This window comes from Streptomyces sp. 11x1 (genome assembly GCF_032598905.1).
Lineage (GTDB): Bacteria > Actinomycetota > Actinomycetes > Streptomycetales > Streptomycetaceae > Streptomyces.
On the sequence record NZ_CP122458.1, the window covers coordinates 7,521,511 to 7,545,702 of the forward strand.

The 24,192-nt window shown below is 72.7% G+C and carries 21 protein-coding genes and 1 riboswitch; of the genes, 9 read left to right on the forward strand and 12 right to left on the reverse strand.

Annotation, left to right across the window (positions count from 1 at the left end; translation table 11 throughout):
- Positions 1-41 precede the first annotated feature (41 nt).
- A complete protein-coding gene (locus tag P8T65_RS47425) occupies positions 42-2,258 on the forward strand; it encodes a helix-turn-helix domain-containing protein (RefSeq protein WP_399103303.1) in 2,217 nt (738 codons plus the stop codon).
- Positions 2,259-2,352: 94 nt separating this feature from the next.
- Positions 2,353-4,137, forward strand: coding sequence for a WD40 repeat domain-containing protein (locus P8T65_RS47430; RefSeq protein ID WP_399103305.1), 1,785 nt, complete (start codon positions 2,353-2,355; stop codon positions 4,135-4,137).
- A gap of 108 nt (positions 4,138-4,245) precedes the next feature.
- On the opposite strand, the gene P8T65_RS33045 is transcribed toward P8T65_RS47430, so the two are convergent.
- The 6 genes from P8T65_RS33045 to P8T65_RS33070 form a co-directional block, all read right to left on the reverse strand.
- Positions 4,246-4,695, reverse strand: coding sequence for a transglycosylase SLT domain-containing protein (locus P8T65_RS33045; protein WP_184894750.1), 450 nt, complete (start codon positions 4,693-4,695; stop codon positions 4,246-4,248).
- 310 nt (positions 4,696-5,005) lie between these two features.
- The gene (locus tag P8T65_RS33050) at positions 5,006-5,830 is read right to left on the reverse strand and encodes an ECF transporter S component (RefSeq protein ID WP_316728851.1); all 825 of its coding nucleotides are present in this window, start codon (positions 5,828-5,830) and stop codon (positions 5,006-5,008) included.
- Positions 5,827-7,581: an ATP-binding cassette domain-containing protein gene (locus P8T65_RS33055; RefSeq protein WP_316728852.1), complete on the reverse strand. Its 1,755-nt coding sequence runs from the start codon at positions 7,579-7,581 to the stop codon at positions 5,827-5,829. Before P8T65_RS33055 ends, P8T65_RS33050 begins: the two co-directional genes overlap by 4 nt.
- Positions 7,578-8,651 carry a CbiQ family ECF transporter T component gene (locus P8T65_RS33060; RefSeq protein ID WP_316728853.1) on the reverse strand — a complete coding sequence of 358 codons (1,074 nt, stop codon included), beginning with the start codon at positions 8,649-8,651 and terminating at the stop codon, positions 7,578-7,580. Before P8T65_RS33060 ends, P8T65_RS33055 begins: the two co-directional genes overlap by 4 nt.
- Before the next feature lie 96 nt (positions 8,652-8,747).
- A complete protein-coding gene (locus P8T65_RS33065; RefSeq protein ID WP_316728855.1) occupies positions 8,748-9,512 on the reverse strand; it encodes an SCO2322 family protein in 765 nt (254 codons plus the stop codon).
- On the reverse strand, positions 9,509-10,870 hold the full coding sequence (locus P8T65_RS33070) for a prenyltransferase/squalene oxidase repeat-containing protein (protein WP_316728856.1): 1,362 nt from the start codon (positions 10,868-10,870) through the stop codon (positions 9,509-9,511). The genes P8T65_RS33065 and P8T65_RS33070 overlap by 4 nt, the downstream gene beginning before the upstream one ends.
- A gap of 133 nt (positions 10,871-11,003) precedes the next feature.
- A riboswitch (cobalamin riboswitch) is annotated at positions 11,004-11,080 on the reverse strand.
- Positions 11,081-11,166: 86 nt separating this feature from the next.
- On the opposite strand from P8T65_RS33070, the gene P8T65_RS33075 reads away from it, so the two are divergent.
- A complete protein-coding gene (locus P8T65_RS33075; RefSeq protein ID WP_316728857.1) occupies positions 11,167-11,967 on the forward strand; it encodes a phosphotransferase in 801 nt (266 codons plus the stop codon).
- 43 nt (positions 11,968-12,010) lie between these two features.
- Here the strand turns inward: P8T65_RS33075 and P8T65_RS33080 are convergent, their stop codons facing one another.
- Complete coding sequence (locus P8T65_RS33080; RefSeq protein WP_316728858.1) at positions 12,011-13,039, reverse strand: MBL fold metallo-hydrolase; 1,029 nt, start codon at positions 13,037-13,039, stop codon at positions 12,011-12,013.
- Positions 13,040-13,203: 164 nt separating this feature from the next.
- Between P8T65_RS33080 and P8T65_RS33085 the strand changes: the two genes are divergently transcribed.
- From P8T65_RS33085 to P8T65_RS33095, 3 genes are read left to right on the forward strand one after another with little or no spacing between them, the layout of a single operon-like run.
- On the forward strand, positions 13,204-14,694 hold the full coding sequence (locus P8T65_RS33085; RefSeq protein ID WP_316728859.1) for an aldehyde dehydrogenase: 1,491 nt from the start codon (positions 13,204-13,206) through the stop codon (positions 14,692-14,694).
- Positions 14,694-14,927, forward strand: coding sequence for a ferredoxin (locus tag P8T65_RS33090; RefSeq protein WP_184898588.1), 234 nt, complete (start codon positions 14,694-14,696; stop codon positions 14,925-14,927). Before P8T65_RS33085 ends, P8T65_RS33090 begins: the two co-directional genes overlap by 1 nt.
- A 55-nt stretch (positions 14,928-14,982) precedes the next feature.
- Positions 14,983-15,849, forward strand: a complete 867-nt coding sequence (locus P8T65_RS33095; RefSeq protein WP_316728861.1) for a tetratricopeptide repeat protein — start codon at positions 14,983-14,985, stop codon at positions 15,847-15,849.
- Between the two features lie 277 nt (positions 15,850-16,126).
- Here P8T65_RS33095 and P8T65_RS33100 read toward each other — a convergent pair whose 3' ends face one another.
- On the reverse strand, positions 16,127-16,798 hold the full coding sequence (locus P8T65_RS33100; protein ID WP_316728862.1) for a TetR family transcriptional regulator: 672 nt from the start codon (positions 16,796-16,798) through the stop codon (positions 16,127-16,129).
- 217 nt (positions 16,799-17,015) lie between these two features.
- On the opposite strand from P8T65_RS33100, the gene P8T65_RS33105 reads away from it, so the two are divergent.
- From P8T65_RS33105 to P8T65_RS33115, 3 genes are read left to right on the forward strand one after another with little or no spacing between them, the layout of a single operon-like run.
- On the forward strand, positions 17,016-18,443 hold the full coding sequence (locus tag P8T65_RS33105) for a glycosyltransferase family 4 protein (protein WP_316728863.1): 1,428 nt from the start codon (positions 17,016-17,018) through the stop codon (positions 18,441-18,443).
- Positions 18,437-19,219 (forward strand): class I SAM-dependent methyltransferase, encoded by a 783-nt coding sequence (locus tag P8T65_RS33110; RefSeq protein ID WP_316728865.1) that lies wholly within the window; start codon positions 18,437-18,439, stop codon positions 19,217-19,219. The genes P8T65_RS33105 and P8T65_RS33110 overlap by 7 nt, the downstream gene beginning before the upstream one ends.
- Positions 19,216-20,283 carry a prenyltransferase/squalene oxidase repeat-containing protein gene (locus P8T65_RS33115; RefSeq protein ID WP_316728866.1) on the forward strand — a complete coding sequence of 356 codons (1,068 nt, stop codon included), beginning with the start codon at positions 19,216-19,218 and terminating at the stop codon, positions 20,281-20,283. Before P8T65_RS33110 ends, P8T65_RS33115 begins: the two co-directional genes overlap by 4 nt.
- A gap of 116 nt (positions 20,284-20,399) precedes the next feature.
- Here P8T65_RS33115 and P8T65_RS33120 read toward each other — a convergent pair whose 3' ends face one another.
- From P8T65_RS33120 to P8T65_RS33140, 4 genes are all read right to left on the reverse strand, one after another.
- Positions 20,400-20,687 (reverse strand): hypothetical protein, encoded by a 288-nt coding sequence (locus P8T65_RS33120; RefSeq protein ID WP_184894776.1) that lies wholly within the window; start codon positions 20,685-20,687, stop codon positions 20,400-20,402.
- A 75-nt stretch (positions 20,688-20,762) separates the two neighbouring features.
- Positions 20,763-21,773 (reverse strand): LLM class F420-dependent oxidoreductase, encoded by a 1,011-nt coding sequence (locus P8T65_RS33125; RefSeq protein WP_316728867.1) that lies wholly within the window; start codon positions 21,771-21,773, stop codon positions 20,763-20,765.
- A gap of 123 nt (positions 21,774-21,896) precedes the next feature.
- Complete coding sequence (locus P8T65_RS33130) at positions 21,897-22,724, reverse strand: DUF5336 domain-containing protein (protein WP_316728868.1); 828 nt, start codon at positions 22,722-22,724, stop codon at positions 21,897-21,899.
- 392 nt (positions 22,725-23,116) lie between these two features.
- Positions 23,117-24,109: an N-acetylmuramoyl-L-alanine amidase gene (locus P8T65_RS33140; RefSeq protein ID WP_316728869.1), complete on the reverse strand. Its 993-nt coding sequence runs from the start codon at positions 24,107-24,109 to the stop codon at positions 23,117-23,119.
- Positions 24,110-24,192 lie beyond the last annotated feature (83 nt).

Below are 24,192 nucleotides of genomic sequence, written 5' to 3' on the forward strand. Positions count from 1 at the left end.
GGTGGCGGACGGTGTGGGTGTGGTGGGAGGGGAACAGCGCGGTGGCGGGTCGTCGTGAGGTGCCGGTCGATCCGGGGGCCGGGCCGGTGCAACGGTTCGCGTTCGAGTTGCGCAAACTGCGGACCGAGGCGGGCGGCCTCACCTACCGGGCGATGGCCGAACGGGCGGGCTACTCGATCACCACCCTCTCCCAGGCCGCGGGCGGCGAGCAGTTGCCCACGCTGCCGGTGGCCCTGGCCTTCGTACGGGCCTGCGGGGGCGATCCGGCGGAGTGGGAGGCCCGGTGGCAGCAGGCGGTCGAGGAGGCCGCGGCCTTCGACCCGGACGCCGACGAGACGGCGGCGGAGCCGCCGTACCGGGGGCTCGCCCGGTTCGAGACCGGGGACAGCGGCCTCTTCTTCGGCCGGGACCGCCTCACCGCCGACCTCGTGGACCTGATGCGCCGACGGCGGTTCGCGGCGGTCTTCGGCCCCTCCGGCATCGGCAAGTCCTCCCTGCTGCGCGCCGGCCTGATCCCGGTCCTGAGGGAGTCCGAGGACCTGGCCCTACGGCCGTCCGCGATCCGCATCCTGACCCCCGGCGACCAACTGTCCCGAACCTATGAACTGCTGCGGGAGACGACCGGGGGTGGAGGGGGTACGGGCGGCGACACCGGCGACAGCGGCGGGGGCGACAGCGGTAGTGGCAAACGGGCCGGCGGTGGCACCGGTTCCAGGTCTGACCTCGGCTCTGGCTCTGGCGTCGGCGGTGGCACCGGTTCCAGGTCTGACCTCGGCTCTGGGCCTGGCCTCCGCTCCGGCTCCGATTCCGGCCTCCGCTCCGGCCCCGGCCGTGCCTCCGGCTCCGGCTCCGGCTCCGGCTTCAGCTCTGGCCCCGGCTCCGGCCCCGGCCGTGCCTCCGCCCCCGGCCGTACCGGCGTCGGCTCCGCCCCCGGCCGTACCGGTGTCGGTCCCGGACGTGGTGACACGCTCGTCGTGGTCGATCAGTTCGAGGAGGTGTTCACCCTCTGTCACGACCCGGTCGAACGCGCGCGGTTCATCGACCTGTTGCTCACCGCACGTGAACCGGACAGTGGGCTGCGGGTGCTGCTGGCCGTGCGCGCGGACTTCTACGGCCGGTGCGCCGAGCATCGCGCGCTGGCCGAGGCGCTCGGGGACGCCAACCTGCTGGCCGGGCCCATGAGTCCGGCCGAACTGCGCGAGGTCGTCGTCAAGCCGGCCGCGGCCGCCGGACTCACCGTGGAGCGGGCGCTGACCACCCGGCTCGTCGAGGAGATCACCGACGCACCCGGCGGGCTGCCCCTGCTGTCGCACGTCCTGCTGGAGACCTGGCGGCGCCGCCGGGGCAAGGCCCTCACCCTCGCCGGCTACGAGGCGGCCGGCGGCCTGGACGGCGCGATCGCCAAGACCGCCGAGGACGTCCACAGCCGGTTCACCGACAGCGAGGCGGCCACCGCCCGCCGGGTGCTGCTGCGGCTCATCTCGCCCGGTGACGGCACCCCCGACACCCGCCGGCCCGCCGAACGGGCCGAGTTGGAGACCACGGGCACCGGACGGGAGGAGGTCGCCCGGGTCCTGGAGGCGCTCACCCGGGCCCGCCTCCTCACCCTCGACGGCCCGACCGTGGACCTCGCGCACGAGGCGCTCATCACCGCCTGGCCCCGGCTGCGCGGCTGGATCGAGGAGGACCGTGACCGGCTGCGCGCCCACCGGCACCTGACCGAGGCGGCCCGGTCCTGGGAGGAGCTGGGCCGTGACGCGGGCGCGCTGTACCGGGGGAGCCGGCTCGCCAGGGCGCGGGAGTACTTCGGGGGGGCCGGGCCACACCGACGACCTGACCGATCAGGAGGCCGCCTTCCTCGCGGCCGGTCTCGGCGCGCTGGAGCAGGAGGAGCGCGCCAAGGCCCGCACCACCCGCCGGTTGCGCGTCCTCGTCACCTCCCTGGCCGGCCTGCTCGCCCTCGCCCTGACCGCCACCGCTGTCGCCTACTGGCAGCGCCAGAGCGCCCTGGACGCCCAACGCGACGGTCTCTCCCGCCAGTTGGCCGCACAGTCCGCCGCCCTGCTGGACAGCGACACCGACCTCGCGTCACTGCTGGCCATCAAGGCGTACCGGACGAGCCCCACCCGCGAGGCCACCCGGAGCCTGTACGCCGCCGCTGCCGTCCCCCTCGAACGCCGGCTGACCGGACACACCGAGACCGTGTCCGCGCTGGTCTACAGCCCCGACGGGAAGACCCTCGCCAGCGGCGCCTTTGACGGCACGGTACGGCTGTGGGACACCAGGACCGGACGGACGAACACGGTGCTCACCGGCCGTGCGGACGCGGACGACCCCGATCTCGTCCGCACCGTGGCCTTCGCCCCGGACGGCCGGACCCTCGCCACCAGCCACAACGACGACGCGCGGCTGTGGGACCTGGACACCGGACGCGTACGGGACGCGGTCGCCCTGCGCGACCCCGACGACGACAACATGGCGGCGGTCGGTTTCGACCGCGCCGGTCGCGCGCTCGCCGTCGCCGAGGGCGGGCAGGTGCTGGACGTGGCCGACGGCCGGGTCGTGACCACCCTCAAGGGCCCCACCGGGCTGGAGATGGCGGTCGCGTTCAGCCCCGACGGACGCACCCTCGCCACCAGCACCAGGGACCACACCGCCCAACTGTGGGACCTGGAGACCGGGAAGGTGCTCCACACCCTCAAGAGCGGTACCGGCGTGGTCAGTTCACTGGCCTTCGACTCGGCAGGGAAGACCCTGGCCACCGGCACCGAGGACGGCACCGTCCATCTGTGGGACGTGGCCGACGGCGAGCAGCGGACCACCCTCACCAGCGCCAGCAGCAGGGTCGAGTCCATGGCGTTCGCCCCGGACGGCAAAACCCTGGCCGCCGGCAGCTACGACGGCACCGTACGCCTCTGGGACCTCGCCACCGGCCGTGCCGGCACCACCCTCACCGGTCACACCAGCCCCGTCATGTCGGTGGCGTTCGATCCCGACGGCACCGAACTGGCCGCGGGCAACCAGGCCGACACCTTCGGCGGTGGCGGCGGCGGTGACGTCGCGATCCGGCTGTGGAAGGCGGGCACGAACCGCCCCCGGGCCACGCTGGACGTCCCCGGCGACGATCTGCGGTCGATGTCCTTCAGCCCCGACGGCGACACCCTGGTCACCAGCAGCAGCACGAGGTCCGACGACCCCAGGGACATGCGCAGCACGGTACGGCTCTGGGACACGGGTACCCGCCGTACGCGCGCCGTGCTCGACGACGGCCTGACCCACGTCGGGGAGGTCGTCTTCAGCCCCGACGGCCGGACGCTCGCCCTCACCTCCGGCATCCGGGCCCAGCTGTGGGACGTCCGCACCCGCCGACCGCGGATCACCCTCCCCGACCACTTCGTCAACGCGATGGTCTTCAGCCCGGACGGCCGCACGCTGGTGACGGTGGGCGACGGCCTCCACCTCTACGACCCCCGCACCGGGCGCCCCCGCGCCGAACTCCCCAAGGCCGAGGAGGGCTCGGCGCTGGCGTTCAGCCCCACGGGCGAGGTCTTCGCCACCACCGGGGGCCGGAAGGCGCAGATCCGGCTGCGCGATCCCGATACCGGACGCGTCCGCCGCACGCTCACGGAACCGGCCGGCAGCGCTCCGCCCGAGGGGGCGCGCGACAACCCGGCCATGATGTTCCGGCAGGTGGAGTCGATGGCCTTCAGCCCGGACGGCCGCACTCTCGCCTCCGCCGAGGCCGACGGCACGGTACGGCTGTGGGACACCGGCAGCGGAGACCTCGACGCCACGCTGACCGTCAGCCTCACCCAGGGCCCGGTCACGCTCGCGTTCAGTCCCGACGGCCGCACGCTCGCCACGGCCGGGGGCGGCACGGTACGGCTGTGGGACACCGCCACCCGGTACGCCCGGGAGACCTTCCCCGACGGTGGCGCGGCGAGGCTCGCGTTCAGTCCCGACGGTCGCACCCTCGCGGTCGGTGACCACCGCGACCGTATCCGTCTGTGGGACGTCGACCTGCCCCTGCCCGCCGAGGCGATCGACCACCTCTGCCGAGCCGTCCACCGTGACCTCACCCGGCAGGAGAGGGCGCTGTACCTGCCGGACCAGGAGTCGGGCGGGGCGTGCGGGTAGAGGAGCGGGTCGGTCGGCCCCCGGAACGCGACGAAGACGGCGGCCCCGGGGATCGGGGGCCGCCGCCTTCGGTCCGTGCCGGCGCTCGGTCGCGCCGGTGGTGCCGGATCAGTACCAGTGGTTGGCCTGCCAGAAGTTCCATGCGCCGCACGGGCTGCCGTAGCGGTCCTTCATGTAGTCCACGCCCCACTTGATCTGGGTGGCGGCGTTGGTCTTCCAGTCGGAGCCGGCGGAGGCCATCTTGGAGCCAGGGAGCGCCTGGACCAGGCCGTAGGCACCGGAGGACGCGTTGGTCGCGTTGACGTCCCAGTCGCTCTCGTGGTCGACGATGTTGGAGAAGCACTTGTACTGGGCCGAGTTCCCGATCATCTTCTTCGCGACAGCCTGGGCCTGGGAGGCCTCCGACGCGGCCTGGGCGGGCGCGGCGGCGAGCAGGGCACCGGTGGCGGCGACGGCCAGGGTGGCACCGGCGAGGGCCTTCTTCGGGGAGGCGATGCGGCGGAGAGCGGAGCGGGTCACGGGGATCCTTTTCTTCGGGGTCATGGTCGTCGCGGGCATGCCTTCACCACATGAGGTGCGGTGGGGGCGTACGTCGGCGCCGAGGCCCGGGTGGGCACGTCGGCGCCGTTGCGACTCATCCAGAGAAACAGCCGGAGCGGGCGTCTGCAATGACCCCTTTTGCTAGTTGTAGTCGTATCCGCGCCGAAGGCCCCCTCTGTGACGTGGCTCTCAAAGCCCAGGTCAGCGCCCGTAAGGCCGTGTGCATGCCAAACACTTCGATCTACGAGCCCGGTTCGTATGTGACCTGGGTCCTGTGGGGTGCTTCACGGCTCGCGCGACGGACGGTGAACGGTGCCTCGCCCGAGCGTCACCGGGCGGGCGGGGCGAATGTGACCGCGCTCTCGAACGCGGCCCTGCGGGTGGCCCGGCGCAGCGCCTTGAGGACGGCGGCGCCGAGAGTGAGGGTCAGCACGGCGGTGACGACCGCGCGGCCCAGGTCCCAGCCGAGTGAGGTGGCCAGGCAGTATGCGAGGAAACGCGTGAGGTTGGCGGCCGGGGCCGCGTCCGCGTCGTAGGCGATGGTCGAGGCCAGGGTGTCGATGAAGGGCCAGCCGTAGAGGTTCATGACCGTGCCGTACGCGAAGGCGGCGACGAAGCCGTACCCGGCGAGCAGGACGAGTTCGGCGCGGCCGCGCAGGCGATGGGCGCCCGGCAGCAGCCCGGCACCCATCGCGAACCAGCCCATCGCCAGCATCTGGAACGGCATCCACGGGCCCACACCCCCGGTGAGCAGCGCGGACGAGAACATCGTCACCGCGCCGAGGGTGAAGCCGAAGCCCGGGCCGAGGACTCGGCCGCTGAGCACCATGAGGAAGAACATCGGCTCGATCCCGGCGGTTCCGGCCCCGATGGGGCGCAGCGCCGCGCCGACCGCCGCGAGCACCCCGAGCATCGCCACCGCCTTCGCCCCGAGCCCCGCCTCGGAGAGCGTCGCGCCGACGACCCCGACCAGCAGCACCAGCAGCCCGGCGAACAACCAGGGCGCGTCCTGCGCGTGGGCGGTCACCTGCGAACCGGGGTCCGCGAAGAAGGGCCAGCCGAAGGCCGCGGCCCCGACCAGGCTGACGAGGAGGAGGGCGGCGACGGTACGGGGGGAGAGCGGGACGGGGCGGGCGCGCGAGGGGCTGCTCATGAGAGCTCCTCCGGGGTGGCCGGCTCCGGGGGCGCCGCTCGCAGGGCGCGTCGTACCTGGGCCGTGGTCAGCCAGGGCTGCGGGGCGAGGATCTTCGTGACCTGCGGGGCGAAGGAGGGGGAGCCGACGACCACCTCGGCGGTCGGCCCGTCGGCCACGACCTCCCCGTCCGCGAGGATCAGCACGCGGTGGGCCAGCTCGGCGGCCAGCTCCACGTCGTGCGTGGCCAGGACGATGGCGTGCCCGTCGGCCGCGAGGCCGCGCAGCAGCGCGATCAGACGTGCCTTGGCCGCGTAGTCGAGGCCCCGGGTCGGTTCGTCGAGCAGGAGCAGCGGCGGGCGGGCCGTGAGGACCACCGCCAGCGCGAGGGCCAGCCGCTGTCCCTCCGACAGGTCGCGCGGGTGCGTGTCGTCGGCGATCCCGGGCAGCAGCTCGGAGGCCAGGGCCCGGCACGTGCCCGGGGCGGCCCCCGCGTCCCGGTCCGCCGCCGCGCACTCCGCCGCGACCGTGTCCGTGTACAGCAGGTCACGGGGTTCCTGCGGTACGAGGCCCACGCGGCGTACGAGATCCTGGGGCGCCGTGCGGTGGGGGACCAGGCCGCTCACCCGGACCGAACCGGCAGTCGGCTCCACCAGGCCGACCAGCGCGGACAGCAGGGTGGACTTGCCGGCGCCGTTGCGGCCCATGAGGGCGATCGTCTCGCCGGGGGTGACGGTGAGGGAGACGTGGGTGAGGGCGTGGACGCGACCGCGGTGGACATCGAGGGCCGTGACCGTCGCCGGAGCGGTGGGGGACGAGGGGGCGCGAAGGGGGGAGCGCTTGCCCAGGAGGCGCCGCAGGAAGGGGGATCGTGGGGGCGGGGAGAGCTCGGGGGCTTCTGTTGTGTGCGGGGTGCGGGTGAGTCGTGGTTGATCGCGCAGTTCCCCGCGCCCCTTGAGGGCGAGGGTTTCTCGGAGTGGTTCCGCGCGGCGGCGGGCGTCCCGGACTGTCAGGGGGAGGGGGGACCAGCCGGCCAGGCGGCCCAGGTCCACCACCGGTGGGTACACGGGCGAGACCGCCATCACCTCGGCCGGCGTGCCCAGGACCGGCGGGGCTCCCGGGGCCGGGAGGAGGGCGACCCGGTCGGCGTACTGGACGACGCGTTCCAGGCGGTGCTCGGCCATGAACACGGTCGTGCCCAGGTCGTGGACGAGCCGCTGGAGCACGGCCAGGACCTCCTCGGCGGCGGCCGGGTCCAGGGCGGAGGTCGGCTCGTCCAGGACCAGGACGCGGGGGTGCGGGGTGAGGACGGAGCCGATCGCGACGCGCTGACGCTGGCCGCCGGAGAGCGTGGCGATGGGGCGGTCCCGGAGGTCGGCGAGACCCAGCAGGTCGAGCGTCTCCTCCACCCGGCGCCGCATGACGTCCGGGGCGAGCCCCAACGACTCCATCCCGTAGGCGAGTTCGTCCTCGACCGTGTCCGTCACGAAGTGCGACAGCGGATCCTGGCCCACCGTGCCGACCACGTCGGCGAGTTCACGCGGCTTGTGGGTACGGGTGTCCCGCCCCGCCACCGTCACCCGGCCGCTCAGGGTGCCCCCGGTGAAGTGCGGCACGAGCCCGCTCACCGCCCCCAGCACGGTCGACTTGCCCACCCCCGACGGCCCCACGAGCAGCACGAGTTCACCCTCCGGGACCTCGAAGTCCAGGCCCCGGACGGTGGGTTCGGCCGCGCCCTCGTACGTCACGGACACATCCTCGAAGCGGATCACGAGGTTTCCTCCTCGGACGGGGCGGCGGTCGGCGCGGGGACGGCGAACGCGGGCAGCAGGCCCAGCAGGATCGCGGCGGCGGGCAGGAGGGGCAGGTCGGGGGAGGTGAGCGGGACGACGGTGGGGTGCAGGGCAGCGGGGTCGTACGCGGCGCAGACGATCAGCAGCGCGGCGACGGCCACCCCGGACCCGGCCACCAGCCACGCCCGCACCCCCCATGCGTCGGGCCGGTAGCGGGTGCGCGGCGAGCGACGGCCGCCCAGCCGCAGTCCCGCCAGCGCGGCGGCCACTCCCGCGAGCAGCACGGGGAGGCCGTAGCCGCCGCCCTCGGCGGTCAGCACGCCGTACGTTCCCGCGCAGACGCCGAGCAGTCCACCGAGGGTGAGCGCGGCGGTCGTACGGCGGACGGGTGCCGGGACCTCGGCGGTCCGGCCGTAGCCGCGCGAGTCCATCGCGGCAGCGAGTGCCACCGACCGCTCCAACGCGCCCTCCAGCACCGGGAGTCCGACGTGCAGCAGCCCCCGTACGCCCCGGTCCGGCCGGCCCCGCAGCCGCCGCGCGGCCCGCAACCGCTGTACGTCCGCCACCAGATGCGGGGCGAACGTCATCGCCACCACCACGGCCACCCCGGCCTCGTACAGGGCGCCGGGGAGGGACTTGAGGAGGCGGGCCGGGTTGGCCAGGGCGTTGGCGGCACCGACGCAGATCAACAAGGTGGCCAGCCGCAACCCGTCGTACAGCGCGAACAGGACGCCCTCCGCCGTGACCCGGCCGCCCAGCCGGATCCCCTGCGCCCAGGCGGGAAGCGGCGCTTCGGGGAGCGTGACCAGGGCGTGCGTCCCGGGGACGGGCGACCCCAGCACGACGGCGAACCCGAGCCGGACGCCCAGCACCACCAGCCCGAGCTTCACGAACGCGGTGTACGAGCGGGCCCAGGGGGCGTCGGTCCGGTGCGTGGCCACGACGTATCCGGCCACCGCGATGAGCAGGGCGAGGAGCAGGGGGTTGGTGGTGCGCGACGCGGCGGTGCCGAGCCCGAGGGCCCAGACCCACCAGGCGAGGGGATGCACCCCGACCCCGCCACCTCGTACCGCCGACTCGCGCACCCTGCGCCCGGCCGCCCCCGAATCCGGGCGCCCTGTGTTGAACCCTCGCACCGCGCCGCCCTATCCCCGCCGCCGCGCCCGCCACACCGCCGCGCCTCCCAGCACGGCGACCGCTCCCACGCCCACGAACAGCCCGACGGACGGCCCCTCGCCCTCCTGGGTGGCACCGTCGGCCGACGAACTCGGGTCATCGGCACGACCGTCGGAGCCGGACGCGGACGGGGACGTGGACGCGGACTCGGCACCGGAGTCGGTGCCGGTGTCGGCACCGGAGTCGACCGCCTCGCCGCAGCCCCGCACCGGATATCCCCCGATCGCGCAGAGCAGCGCGTTCGTGTCGTACCGGAGGGGCTTGGCGACGGACGCCAACGCCTCGGCCGTGGTCGCGTCGTCCGGCACCCGCGCACAGGCCGTACGCGCCTTCGGAGGTGTCTCGCCCTCCGGCGCGTCGGCGGCCGTACCGAAGTCGATGACCAGCGCGACCCGCTTCTCCCCGCCCCGCGCTGCCGTGTCCCCGCAGATCGAGGCGAAGTCGGCGGCGCCACGCGGCTGGACCGCGTCCGACGAGTCCCGGCTCACGGCGAACCGGAAGCCCTGGACCTCCCCGTCCGCCGGCCGCGCGGTCGACGGCCCCTGGGTGGCGTACGCCCAGGCGGAACCGTCCCGCTCCCAGAAGGACCAGTACCGGTACGCGGCCGCGTGGGCGGGCCCCGAACTCCCCAGCAGGAGCAGCAGAGCGCCGAGCGACACGAGCACCGGCGACAGCGCGCCGCCCGGCGTCACGGCAGCCGAACCCCGTGCGGCTCCCCTGCGACGCCCGGTCATGCCTGCGGCCGCTTCCGGCCGGCCCTCACCAACACGAACCCGGCGGTGGCGGCGACCACGACCAGCCCGAGTCCGATCGCCCACCAGGCGCCCGCTCCGAGGCCGTCGCCGGCCTCGTCCCCGGCGGTCGTGTCGTCGTACGGCACCGAGGAGTAGTCGCTCCCCTCACCGGCCGGGCCGGTGTCCTTGAGCTGGGCGACGAGATCGGCACCGCCGAAGTCACGCGGGTCACCACCGGAGGCGTGCGCCGCGAGCACGAGCTGGGCGTACGCTGCGGGCCCTGCCTTGGCCGCCCACACCCCGTAGTTCTTCCGCAGCCAGGCGAGCGGCTTGTCGGTGGCGGCCAGGTTCCCGGCGGCGGCGAGCGCCACGACCGCGTCGGTGGTGGTGCCGTGGTCGGGCTGGTCCTCCGCACCCGCGAGGGAGGACTTCAGATAGCCGTCGGCGGTGAGGGCACCGGACAGGTGGACGGCCCCGTTGTGCGCGAGCTCCTCCGGGGAGTCCCCCGGGACGCAGGCGCCGAACGACCCCTTGCCCTTCCCCTGGCCCTTGTCCGTGCCGTTGTCCTTGTCCTTCCCCGTGCCGCCGCCAGCCTCGACCACGAACCCCTCGCCGAGGCTGCCGAGCACCGCGGCGGCCGTGGCGTCGGCGTTCGCGGCGAGACCGCCCTTCTTGTCGGGCTGGTAGGCGAAGGCGCCGCCGTCCTCGGCGCCGTTCTTGTCGCCCGTCTCCCCGTCGCCGCAGGGGAGGGCGAGGGAACGCAGGGCGTCGTAGGGGGAGTTGCCGTCCTTCTGCTGCTTCTCCGGGGCGTCACCGGCGGCGGCCAGCGCGCCGATCACGACGGACGTCGAGTTCGCGTCGCTGGGCCCGCCCGGTGTGTAGCCCCAGCCGCCGTCCTCGTTCTGGTTGTCCTTCAGCCACCGCACCGCCCGGCCGGCCTCGGCGTCCTGCTCGCCGACCGCGGCGAGTGCCTGTATCGCGGCGGCCGTGCTGTTGGTGTCGACGGCCGTCTCGGCGTCGCACCGCGCGGTCGCGTCGGCGCGGTACGCCGCGAACGCCCCGCTCGCGCACTGCTGCCCGACCAGCCACTCCACGGCCCCGGCACCGGGCTTCTCACCCACGGTGTCCAGGGCGAGCAGGGCGAGGGACTGCCGCCATACGCCGTCGTACGTGGGGTCGGTGTATCCGTACAGTCCGGTGGGGATCGCCTGGGAGGGCGAGGCGGAGGGAGCGGTGGACGCCTCGGACGCCGTGTCGGCGGCGAAGGCGGCCGACGCGAAACCGGTACCGGTCCCGGTGCCGAGCCCGGCTGTGGCGACCAGTACGGCGACGACCGCGGCGCTGCGGCGGACATTCATGATCGGCGGCTGCCTCTCCCTGACGGGGAGCCGGGCGGCACGGCGGAGCGCCGGGCGGCTCGGCTCCGTATTCCTCGACGGTGCCGTGCACCGGCGGGCCGCCGGTGACGCGAGCCGGTCACGATTCCCTCCAGGGCAGTCCGACTTGCCACCCTGTCGCGGGCGGCTCACGGTTGCGGGTCAGTGCCGGATTTGCACCGGCTTCCCCCTGTACGGGTGTGATGACGACGCGGTCACTCTACCTGCCGGTAGCCAGGATCCTGAGGGCCGTTCGTGGGCCGCGATAGGTTCGGGCCATGCGTACGGGGAGACTGCTGGGCGCGGGCCGCACGGCCGACGTGTACGAACTCCACGCCGACGAGGGCGAGTCCGGACCGCACGGTCCCGGCGGCCTCGCCGGGGACACCGGGACCGTCGCCCCCGGCGGCCCCGCCGACCGTGACGGAGCCGACAGACAATCCGGACGCGACGGTCCCTGGGTACTGCGGCGCTACCGGGACGGGTCGGGTGACGCGGCGGCCGAGGCCGAGGTCATGGAGCACGTGCGGAGCCATGGTTACCCCGTCCCGCGCGTCCGCTCGGCGAACCGTACGGAGATGGTGCTGGAGCGGCTGTCCGGGCCGACCCTGCTGGAGGCCTGCGCCGGCGGCCGCATCGCCCCGGCGGAGGTCGGAGCCACCCTGGCCCGCCTCCTGCGGACCCTCCACGCCCTTCCGCCCCGGCATCGCCCCGCCTCCAGCGTCCTTCACCTGGACCTCCACCCGGAGAACGTCCTTCTCACGCCGTGCGGTCCGCAGGTCATCGACTGGAACAACACCGAGGAGGGGCCGCCCGGCCTCGACTGGGGTGTCTCGGCGATGATCCTCGCGCAGGTAGCCGTCGACGAGGCCGACCCGCGCGCCCACCTGGCCCACGCCATCCTCGTCTCCCTCCTCGCGAACCGGTCCGAGGGCGTTTCCGGCTTGACGGAGGACGGGCTGGCCGAGGCGAGGCGACGCCGGACGGCCAACCCGACGATGTCCGTGCATGAGAACGAACTCATGGGACCGGCCGAGGAGTTGATCCGCGGGCTCGCGGATCCGGCGACGGCGGCCTGAGTGGAAGCCCCATACCGCCGGAGGCCTCACACCGCCGGAGGCCTCACACCGCCACGTACCGCACCGGATCCGTCCCCGCCACCGCCTCCGCCCTGCCCAGCTTCACCAGCCGCCGCACATGGGCCTCCGCCTCTGAGACCGCGATGTTGCGCGAGCCGAAGGGGATCTGGGGCCAGGGGCGGTTCCACTCCATGCGTTCGGCGAGCTGCCACGCGGTGAGGGGGGCGGAGAGCAGGGCGAGCAGGTCGGTGAGCCGCAACTCGTGGTGGGCCAGCAACTCCCGTACGCGCGCGGCCGCGTCGGTGAAGGCGTACTGATGCGCGGGCAGGATCTCGGCGGCGCCCAGGCGGCCGACGCGTTCCAGCGAGTCGAGGTAGTCGCCGAGGGGGTCGGTGACGGTGTCGTCGTCCGGGTCCTCGTAGAGGCCGATGTGCGGGCTGATCTCGGGCAGGAGGTGATCGCCGGAGAACAGGCGCCCCTGGCCCGGGAGTTGGGCGGGGTGCGCCTCCTCCAGGTGGAGGCAGACGTGTCCGGGTGTGTGGCCCGGCGTCCAGATCGCGCGGACGCGGCGGCCGGGGAGGTCGAGGAGTTCGCCGGGCACGATCTCGCGGTCGGGGAGCGCGGGGGAGAACCCGGGCAGCGCGCGCGGGCGGCGCGGGGCCCGCAGGGGCGCGAGGTGCTCCTCGGGCGCGCCGGCCGCCGTGAGCTTGTCCGTCATGTAGGAGTACCAGCGCTCCGGGCCGGTCCCGCGCGTGCGCCGGACGATCGCCGTGTCCGCCGCGTGCATCGCGATCCACGCCCCGGACGCCTCGCGCACCGCCCCCGAGAGGCCGTGGTGGTCGGGGTGGTGGTGCGTGATCACGACCCCGTGGATCTCCGCGACCGATGTGCCGCACGCGCTCAGGCCCGCCGCGAGCCTGTCCCAGGACGCCGGGTCGTCCCAGCCGGTGTCGACGAGGACGGGCCCCCGGTCGGTGTCGACGACGTACACGAGGGTGTGGCCGAGCGGGTTGTCCGGGATGGGGACCTCGATGGACCGTACGCCTCCGCCGTGATCGGTCACCTGTGTCATGGGCCCACTATAACTAGAACGAGTTCCATCGGGGATGGGCGTGAAAACGCGCGGGTGTCCGTACCGGCCCGCTCGCGACATGGACTCCTTCTCCTGGAACTGGTATCAGTTCCCTATTCGAAACTGACGGTATGTCAGAGAAGTGGCTCCGGGAGGCAACGGCCATGACCGAACTCGTGGAACACGGACAGCTGTTCATCGGCGGGGAGCTGACCGACCCCCTGGGCACGGACGTCATCGAGGTGGTCTCGCCGCACACGGAGGAGGTCATCGGCCGCGTCCCGCACGCCTCGCGCGCGGACGTCGACCGCGCCGTGGCCACCGCGCGCCACGCCTTCGACCACGGCCCCTGGCCCCGGACGACCCTCGACGAGCGGATCGAGGTCGTCACCCGGATCAAGGACGCCTTCGCCGTGCGCCACGAGGAGTTCGCCCGGATCATCAGCTCCGAGAACGGCACCCCGTTCACCTCCAGCGTGATGGTGCAGGCCCTCGCGTCGATGATGGCGTGGGACGCGGCGATCACCACGGCCCGCGACTTCACGTACGAGGAGCGGCGCGGCGGCGTCCTCGGTCAGATCCTGGTCCGGCGCGAGCCGGTCGGTGTGGTCGCGGCGGTCGTCCCCTGGAACGTGCCGCAGTTCACCGCCGCCGCCAAACTCGCCCCCGCCCTGCTCGCCGGCTGCCCGGCGATCCTGAAGGTGTCCCCCGAAACCCCTCTGGACGCCTACCTGTTGGCGGAGATCGCCGCCGAGGCCGGCCTGCCCGAGGGGGTGCTCTCCATCCTTCCCGCCGACCGTGAGGTCAGCGAGTACCTGGTCGGGCACCCGGGCGTCGACAAGGTCTCCTTCACCGGCTCGGTCGCCGCCGGCAAACGCGTCATGGAGGTCGCCGCCCGCAACCTCACCCGCGTCACCCTGGAGCTGGGCGGCAAGTCGGCGGCCGTGATCCTCCCCGACGCCGACACGCAGACCGCCGTGAACGGCATCGCCCCCTTCGCCTGGATGATCAACGGTCAGGCCTGCGTGGCCCAGACCCGCATCCTCGTCCCGCGTACCCGCTACGACGAGTTCGCCGAGGCCTTCGCCGCCTACGCCTCCGCGCTGAAGGTCGGCGACCCCCTGGACCCGGCCACCGAACTCGGCCCGCTCGTCGCCGCCCGCCAGCAGCGCCGCAGCCTCGACTACATCCGCATCGGCCAGGAGGAGGGCGCCAAGATCCTCACCGGCGGCGGCCGTCCGGCGGACCTGGAGCGCGGCTGGTACGTCGAACCGACCCTCTTCGGCGACGTCGACAACTCCATGCGCATCGCCCGGGAGGAGATCTTCGGCCCGGTCATCTGCCTCCTGCCCTACGGCGACGAGGCCGAGGCCGTCCGTATCGCCAACGACTCCGACTACGGGCTCAGCGGCAGCGTCTGGACCGCCGACGACGAACGCGGCATCGACATCGCGCGGCAGGTCCGCACGGGCACCTACTCCGTCAACACCTTCAGCCTCGACATGCTCGGCCCCTTCGGTGGCTACAAGAACTCCGGCCTGGGGCGCGAGTTCGGCCCCGAGGGCTACGGCGAGTACCTGGAGCACAAGATGATCCACCTGCCGCCCGGCTACGAGCCGCCCGCCGGCGTCACGGCGGGCAAGGGCGTCGGATGATGGGCGACCGCTGGCACGTGGAGGTCGACCGGTCCCTCTGCATCGGCTCGGCCCAGTGCGTCCACCTCGCCCCGGACTCCTTCCGCCTCGACTCCGCCATGCAGTCCCACCCCGCCGAACCGGAGACCGACGCCCACGAACGCGTCCTGAAGGCGGCGGAGGGGTGCCCGGTGGAGGCGATCTCCATCGCCCTGCTCGGGAGCGGGGAGCCGGTGTTCCCGCCGGAGGAGTAGGGGCCTACGCTCTGCGGTCGGCACACGAACGAACACACACGCGGGGCGGGAAGAAGTGCGGAAGGCCGAGGCCAAGAGGCTGATCGAGCAGGCGTACGCGGCCTGGGACGCCGAGGAGTGGCAGCGCGCCGCCGACCTCTACGAACAGGTGCTCGCCCATTTCCCGGACGAGAAGCCGAGCGCGGCGTGGTGGTACGACGCCGCGCTCGGCCACAAGTTCCTGTGCCACTGGGACAAGGCCTTCGAGCTGGGCGTCCAGGCCGCCGCCCGCGCGCCACGCGGCGAGGGCGACCCCGCGTTCTGGAACCTCGGCATCGCGGCGACGATCCGCCGCGACTGGGCGGTCGCGCGCGACGCCTGGGCCGGTTTCGGCATCCAGGTCCCGGACGGCGAGGGCGAGATCGAGGGCCGCTTCGGTCACGCCTGTGTGCGCCTGGACACCGACGGTCGGCACGAGGTGGTGTGGATCGAGCGGCTGTGCCCGACGCGCGGCCGCGTGGTGAACGTCCCCGTGACGGGCGGCCGCCGCTACGGCGAGATCGTCCTGCACGACGGCCAGCCCAACGGCGAACGCGTCGTCGACGGCTCGACCTTCCCCGTCTTCGACGAGCTGCTGCTCTTCGAGGGGTCCGACCTGCCCACCCTCGAAGTGACGGTCGCGGTCGGCGAGAGCGCCGACCTGGCGGCCCTCCTCGCTCTCTTCGGCGACCACGACTTCGGTGCGGAGACCGCCGACAGCGTCACCGTGCACTGCGCCTGCTGCAGCGAGGGCACGCTCCACAAGGAGGCGACCCCGACCCGCACCGGCGCCCAGCGCGTGCGCCTCGCGGCCCCGGAGGAGGACGCGAGACGGCTGCTGGACCGGTGGGCGGGCGAGAAGGCGATCGGGCGGAGCTGGAGCGGGCTGGAGATCATGGGCTAGGGGCGATGCCGAAGATCATGCTCTGCGGGTAAAAAATCCCATATGAGGGGTTGCATTCTCGTATGAGAGTTCTAAAGTGGAAATCAGCCTACGAGACGAGTGAGGGAGCCGACCGGAGTAGCCGACATGGGCGCGAGGTAGCAGATCCGCCGATGCCGACGTCGACGGTCGGGCTGAGAGGCCGGAAGGCAGCAGGACAGGGCCGGAAGGCGACCCCAGCACCTGATCCGGGTAATGCCGGCGCAGGGAACCCGTCTCGTAGGTCTTTCCGTGTGCTCTATTTGCTGCTTGTTCTCGGGGCCGTCAGGTCGATCAGGCGGCAGACCGTTTCGATGTCGATCTTCACCTGGGCGATGGACGCGCGGCCGGAGAGCCAGGTGATGAGGGCCGAGTGCCAGGTGTGCTCGATGACGCGGACGGCGGAGAGCTGCTCGGCGGTCGGGTCGTCCAGCCCCATGGCGTCGAGGATGATCGCGGTGGTCTGGTGGGAGACCTGGTCGACCTCGGGGCTGACGCTGCGGTCGGCGAAGGTGAGGGCGCGCACCATCGCGTCGGCGAGGTGGGGCTCGCGCTGCAGGGCCCGGAAGGCCCGCATCAGGGTCTCGGCGACGCGCTCGGCGGCCGTCTCGCCGGTCGGGGGCTTCTTGCGGAGTGTGCCGTGCATGTGCTCCAGCTGATCCTGCATGGTGGCGACCAGCAGATGGATCTTGGAGGGGAAGTAGCGGTAGAGGGTCCCCAGGGCGACCTGTGAGGACTCCGCGACCTCGCGCATCTGCACGGCGTCGAAGCCGCCCCGGCTGGCCAACTGGGCGCTCGTGTGCAGGATGCGGCGCCGGCGTGCCTCCTGGCGCTCCGTGAGGGGCGGCGAGTCCGGTCGCGCGGTGCCGGCATCCATCTTCGCCTCCACCTTCGCCTCCAGCTTGGTCTCCACCTTGGCTTCCGCAGGCATGGTTCTCGTTCCGTGGCGGTCGTGACGGTCGGTGAGGATATGCGATCACAGAGCATGCCAGGGCGTGTGCCGTGGCGTGAATCACCTGATCCATCTCTCACAGCGGTTCTACCAGCCGGTAGATTCAGAGCCTCTTGAACGATCAACTCTGAAACTTGTTCTAGATTACCGTCTCGTCGTAATCTCACGGGAAATCGCAGTGAGAAGGGGGCCAGGAGTGACCGCTGAGGCCAGTCGGGCGGGGTCCCGACGTGACCTTGCCGCCGACGGCGGGCGACCGCTCGACATCGCGCTCCTCACCTATAAAGGGAACCCGTTCTGCGGGGGCCAGGGCGTCTACGTACGGCACCTCTCACGCGAGCTGGCCCGGCTCGGTCACCGCGTCGAGGTGATCGGCTCCCAGCCCTACCCCGTGCTCGACGAGGACGCCGTCCCCGACGACGGACCGGGCCGGATCTCCCTCACCGAGCTGCCCAGCCTCGACCTCTACCGCCAGCCCGACCCCTTCCGCACCCCGAAGCGGGACGAGTACCGCGACTGGATCGACGCCCTCGAAGTGGCGACGATGTGGACCGGCGGTTTCCCCGAGCCACTGACCTTCTCGCTCCGCGCCCGCCGCCATCTGCGCGCCCGGCGCGGCGAGTTCGACGTCGTCCACGACAACCAGACCCTCGGGTACGGGCTGCTGGGGGACGTGGGGGCCCCGCTCGTCACCACCATCCACCACCCCATCACCGTCGACCGGCAGTTGGAGCTCGACGCGGCCGAGGGCCGGCAGCGGCGGATGTCGGTGCGCCGCTGGTACGCGTTCACCCGTATGCAGAAGCGGGTCGCGCGCCGTCTGCCGTCCGTGCTCACCGTCTCCGGCACCTCCCGTCAGGAGATCGTCGACCACCTCGGCGTGCGCGACGACCGGATGCACGTCGTGCACATCGGCGCCGACACCGACCTCTTCTCGCCGAATCCCGAAGTGCCGCAGGTGCCCGGCCGGATCGTCACCACCTCCAGCGCCGACGTGCCGCTCAAGGGGCTCGTCTTCCTCGTGGAGGCGCTCGCCAAGGTGCGCACCGAGTACACCGCCGCCCATCTGGTCGTCGTCGGCAAGCGGCCCACCGAGGGCCCGGTCGCCCAGGCGATCGAACGGTACGGCCTCGAAGGCGCTGTCGACTTCGTCAAGGGCATCTCCGACGCCGAACTGGTCGACCTGGTCCGCTCGGCCGAGGTCGCCTGCGTGCCCTCGCTGTACGAAGGGTTCTCGCTGCCCGCCGCCGAGGCCATGGCCACCGGTACGCCCCTGGTCGCCACCACCGGCGGAGCCATACCGGAGGTCGCCGGACCCGACGGCGAGACCTGCCTCGCGGTTCCGCCGGGCGATCCGGGTGCCCTGGCCACCGCGCTCGGCCGCCTCCTCGGCGACCCCGGCCTGCGGCAGCGGCTCGGCCGCGCGGGGCGCGAGCGCGTACTGCGGCGGTTCACCTGGGCCAAGGCCGCCGAGGGCACGGTCGCCCACTACCGCGAGGCGATCGCCCGCAAGGGCGTCTCGGCCGCCGGAGCCGCCGCAGCCGTCGACGGCGTCGAGGCCGTCGAAGAAGCAGCAGAAACACACCGCGAAAGCGCCAACCGCGAAAGCAGGGCCACGTGCTGACCGTCGACTTCTCCCGGTTCCCGCTCGCCCCGGGGGACCGGGTCCTGGATCTCGGCTGTGGAGCGGGCCGGCACGCCTTCGAGTGCTACCGGCGAGGCGCCCAGGTCGTGGCCCTGGACCAGAACGCCGAGGAGATCCGCGAGGTCGCCAAGTGGTTCGCGGCGATGAAGGAGGCGGGCGAGGCCCCCGAGGGCGCCACCGCCACCGCGATGGAGGGCGACGCCCTCGCGCTGCCCTTCCCCGACGAGTCCTTCGACGTCGTCATCATCTCCGAGGTGATGGAGCACATCCCCGACGACAAGGGCGTCCTCGCCGAGATGGTCCGGGTGCTCAAGCCCGGCGGCCGCATAGCCGTCACCGTGCCGCGCTACGGCCCCGAGAAGGTCTGCTGGGCGCTCTCGGACGCGTACCACGAGGTCGAGGGCGGTCACATCCGCATCTACAAGGCGGACGAGCTGCTGGCCAAGATCCGCGAGGCGGGCCTCAAGCCGTACGGCACCCACCACGCCCACGCCCTGCACTCGCCCTACTGGTGGCTGAAGTGCGCGTTCGGCGTCGACAACGACAAGGCGCTGCCGGTGAAGGCGTACCACAAGCTGCTGGTCTGGGACATCATGAAGAAGCCGCTGGCGACGCGGGTCGCCGAGCAGGCCCTCAACCCCCTGATCGGCAAGAGTTTCGTGGCCTACGCGACCAAGCCGCACCTGCCCCGGATCGCCGGGGAAGCCGGGACCGAGGCCGAAGCCGGCACCGAGGCCGGGGCGGCCGCCAAGTGACGACGCCCCGGACAGAACACCTGGTCCTGCCCGGGGTCCTCACCGCGGAGGAGGCCGCCGCCACCGTGCGGGGCGTCCTCGCGGTGCAGCGCGCGGACGGCGCCATCCCGTGGTTCCGCGGACACCACCTCGACCCGTGGGACCACACCGAGGCGGCCATGGCCCTGGACGCCGCCGGTGAGCACGAGGCCGCCGAGCGCGCCTACGAGTGGCTGCGCCGGCACCAGAACGAGGACGGCTCCTGGTACGCCGCGTACGCCGACGGCGACGCCCACGACGTCACCGACCGGGGCCGCGAGACCAACTTCGTCGCCTACATCGCCGTCGGTGTCTGGCACCACTACCTGGCCACCGGCGACGACACCTTCCTCGACCGCATGTGGCCCGCCGTCTACGCGGCGATCGAGTGCGTCCTGCGGCTCCAGCAGCCCGGCGGGCAGATCGGCTGGAAGCGCGAGGACGACGGCACACCGGTGAACGACGCCCTGTTGACGGGCAGTTCATCCATCCACCACGCGCTGCGCTGCGCCCTCGCGATCGCCGAGCAGCGCGAGGAGCCGCAACCCGACTGGGAGTTGGCGGTGGGTGCCCTGCGCCACGCGATACGCCGGCACCCCGAGCGGTTCCTCGACAAGGACCGCTACTCGATGGACTGGTACTACCCGGTGCTCGGCGGCGCGCTCACCGGCGCCGAGGCCAAGTCCCGCATCGAGGAGGGGTGGGACCGTTTCGTCGTCCCCGGCTTCGGTGTCCGCTGCGTGGTCCCCAACCCCTGGGTGACCGGCGGCGAGTCGGCCGAACTCGCCCTGGCGCTCTGGGCGATGGGCGAGTCCGACCGCGCCCTGGAGATACTCCAGTCCCTCCAGCACCTCCGCGACCCCGACTCCGGCCTGTACTGGACGGGGTACGTCTTCGAGGACGGGGCGGTCTGGCCCGAGGAACTCACCTCCTGGACCGCGGGTTCACTGCTGCTGGCCGTGGCCGCGCTCGGGGGCGACGAGGCGACGTGCGCGGTGTTCGGAGGGGAGCGGTTGCCCTCCGGGCTGGACGCGGAGTGCTGCTGAAGTGAGGGGCGCGTCGTCGGGTGCGGGTGCGTGGGGCTTCTCGCGCAGTTCCCCGCGCCCCTGACAAGCGGGGGCTGCGCCCCCTGCTTGTCAGCCTCCCGCGTACCCGAACCCGCTCAATGGCGGTGCATGCGATTGGCGATGGCGTGCCCCACGAACAGGTACACGACGGCCGCCAGGCCGTACCCGGCCACCACCCTGGCCCACTGCTCGTCGAACGTGAACAGGTCGTGCGACCAGCCGGCGAGCCAGCGGGCCGCGTCATGGACGAACTGCACGAAGTCGTTCGTGCCGTTCGCGCCCAGCAGGTACATCAGGATCCACAGGCCGAGGATGAACGCCATGACATCGGCGACTATCGCGATGACCCGGCCCGCCTGATTGGAACCGCTATATCGAGACATGCCTGACGGGTTGCCCGTCATCCCCCGGCCAAACCTCGCCCGCTGTCGCGAGCCCCCTCGACGCCCCCCGATCGCCTAGGAGTTGAGCTCCGCCAGCACCCGCAGCGTGTGCGGATCGGGGGCCAGCACCAGCAGGTCCGTCACCGGTCCCTTGCGCCACGACTCCAGCCGTTCCGCGATCCGTTCGCGCGGCCCGACCAGCGAGATCTCGTCCGCGAACGCGTCCGGCACGGCGAGCACGGCCTCCTCGCGCCGCCCGTCGAGGAAGAGCCGCTGGATGCGCCGGGCCTCCTCCTCGTACCCCATGCGGGCCATGAGGTCGGCATGGAAGTTGCGCCGGGCGTGCCCCATCCCGCCGATGTAGAAGCCGAGCATGGCCTTCACCGGCAACAGCCCCTCGGCGACGTCGTCGCAGACCCTCGCCCGTGCCATGGGAGCGACGAGGAAGCCCTCGGGCGCGTCGGTCAGCGAGGCCTCGTAGACCTCGGTCCGTGACGGCGACCAGTACAACGGCAGCCAGCCGTCCGCGATCCGGGCCGTCTGCGCGATGTTCTTCGGTCCCTCCGCGCCGAGCAGGACGGGGAGACCGGCCCGCAGCGGGTGGGTGATGGACTTCAGCGCCTTGCCGATGCCGGTACCGTCCGGCCCGTCGTAGGGTAGGGGGTGATAGCGCCCGTCGAGCTCAACAGGAGCCTCGCGCCTGAGTACTTGGCGAACGACGTCGACGTACTCCCTGGTCGCGGTGAGCGGCGATCTCGGGAACGGCCGCCCGTACCAGCCCTCGACGACCTGAGGCCCGGAGAGCCCGAGCCCCAGCATGGCCCGGCCACCGGAGAGATGGTCCAGGGTCAGGGCGTGCATCGCGGTGGTGGTCGGCGACCGGGCGGCCATCTGCGCGACCGCCGTGCCCAGCTTGATCCTGGACGTCCGCGCCGCGATCCAGGTGAGCGGTGTGAAGGCGTCCGAGCCCCACGACTCGGCGGTCCACACCGAGTCGTACCCGAGCCGCTCCGCCTCCTGGGCGAGCGGGACATGGTCCGCCGAGGGGCCGCGCCCCCAGTAGCCGAGTGCCAGACCGAGCCGCATACGCCTGCCTCCTGACGGTGCGTCAGCTGTACGGGGCGGGAGGCGACTGTACGGCAACGGCCCCCCGCCCGGAAGAGCGAGGGGCCGTCAGGCCGTCGTACGGCGAGGTGGATCGCGTAAGGGTCAGCCGCGCTGGATGCCGCTGGTGTCCTGGAGGACACCACGACGGCCGTCCTGCGTCTGGGCGACCAGGTTGGCGCCGCGCTGCTCCACCGCCAGGTACCAGGTGCCCGGCGCCAGTTCGGCGATCGTCGACTGCGAACCGTCCTCCGCGAACAGCGGACGGGCCACCGGCACCGCGAACCAGAACGGCGAGAAGTCACTGGCCGGCGGCTGCGGCGCCGCCGCCTGCTGGGGAGCGCCACCGAACGGCGCTGCCGGGCCCGGCTGCCCGGGCTGCGGCTGACCGGCACCGAAGGGACCCGGCGCACCGGCGCCCGGGTACCCGTAACCACCGGGCGGCTGCGCGCCGTACGGCTGCGGGGCGGCCGGCCGCGGGGCGCCGACCAGGGCGGCCTTGAGAGCGGGGACGAGGGGGGTGGCGACGGCGGCGGCGGCCAGGAGCAGCGCGGCGATCAGACCGAGGATGAGACCGGCGCCGGACTCGGGCTCCGAGCCGCCGAAGCTGCCGAAGAACTCCTCCATCGCGCCCAGCGGGTCGATGATCGACCAGAACGAGGTCCACGCGGCGAAGATCGTCAGGGCCACCCCGAGCTGGCCCAGGTCGAGACCGACGACCTTGGGCGGCTGCGGCAGCGCACGGGCGATGACGATCAACACCGCGCCGATGATGCCGCCCACGTACATGCTCATCACCAAGCCGAGGTTGTCCCAGGCATTGGGGATGTCGTCGCCGGAGCCGTCGAACGTGTCGAGGAACGACGCGATGAACAGCAACACCGCTGCTCCGATCACGACGCCGTCGCCTCTGGTGAGGGAGCGGATATTCACTTCAGGTCCTTCGTCAGTCGTCTCGTCATCGGTGGAGGCGTCGCCGACACCATGTCGCCGTCAGGCCGTGGTGGGAAGCGCGGGGGTGGCCCCTCATCGTAGGGACGACCTTATCGTCCGACCGACGTGGGTGTCCGCCGGGATCAACGCGACGATCACGACCCGCCCCCTACCCGCGCAGAAAACTCACGATTCCCTCAGAGGTTCCCCCGCGCGCTTCCTGTCCGCCAGGCACCGCTGGTCAGCGGCGCCCCGTCATGGATATCGCGTATCCCCGCGCACTCGATGAACTCGGGGGGAACCGTTGACAGATTGAGACCGCGCGCACGTCATTCCGGGTACTTCCGCTCGACGTCCGCAGTCCCATCTGTTTTACCGAAAAGGAAAGTTGTTCAATTTTTCAGGAAGCTCGTGATGCCGTCCGAGATTCCCCGGGCCGCCTTCTGTCGCCAGGCGCCGCTGGTGAGCAGGGACGCGTCCTTGCTGTCGCGCATGTTGCCGCACTCGATGAACACCTTCGGGACCGTGGAGAGGTTGAGGCCGCCGAGGTCGGTGCGGGTGACCAGGCCGGTGCCGTCGCCGACGTAGTTGGAGGGGGCGCTGCCGGTGGCGCGGACGAAGTAGCCCGCGATGCGCTCGCCGAGATCGCGTGACGGGGCGACGATGGGCCGGGTGTCCGCGGCGCCCTCGTCCGCCGTGCCCGGCAGGATGACGTGGAAGCCGCGGTTGCCGGACCCGGAGCCGTCCGCGTGGATCGACACCGCCGCGTCCGCCTTCGCCGCGTTGCCGATCCGCGCCCGCTCGTCGATGCACGGACCCCACGCGCGGTCGTCGTCCTGCGTGAACTTCACCGTGGCGCCCTGCTGCTGGAGGAGCGTGCGCAGCCGACGGGAGACGTCCAGCGTGAACTCGGCCTCCGGGTAACCGTCGTTGGTGGTCGTCCCCGTCGTGTCGCACTCCTTCGCGTGCGTCCCGATGTCCACCTTGCGGTTGATCTCGGCGGTGTGCTGGAAGTTGCCGGGGTTGTGGCCCGGGTCGATGACGACGACCTTGCCCTTCAGGGGCCCCGTCGCGGCCGGCGCGGAGGCGGAACCGGAGGGGCTCGCCTTCTCGGCGTCGTCGCCCTCCTTGCCCCCGTCACCGTCGCCGGCGTCGGCGGACGCGGTGGGATCGCCGCTCGCCGGGGGAGTGGTCGCCGACCGCGTCTGCGGCACCTTCGCGCTGTCCGACCCGCCGTCCCCGCCTCCGGAGCCCCCGGTGACCTGCCAGACCCCCCACCCGGCCACCGCCCCGACCACGACCGCGGCCACCGCCACGGTCAGCGGACGGCCAAGGGCGGAACGGCGGGGCTGGGGCGGATCGAAGTCCGGGCCTACGTACGACACGCCTGCCACCTTACGGGTCGGGTGGCGCACGGGCGGGCCACCCCGGGCGGCATCGCGCCGGGCTCGGCGGCGCCGGCTGGACC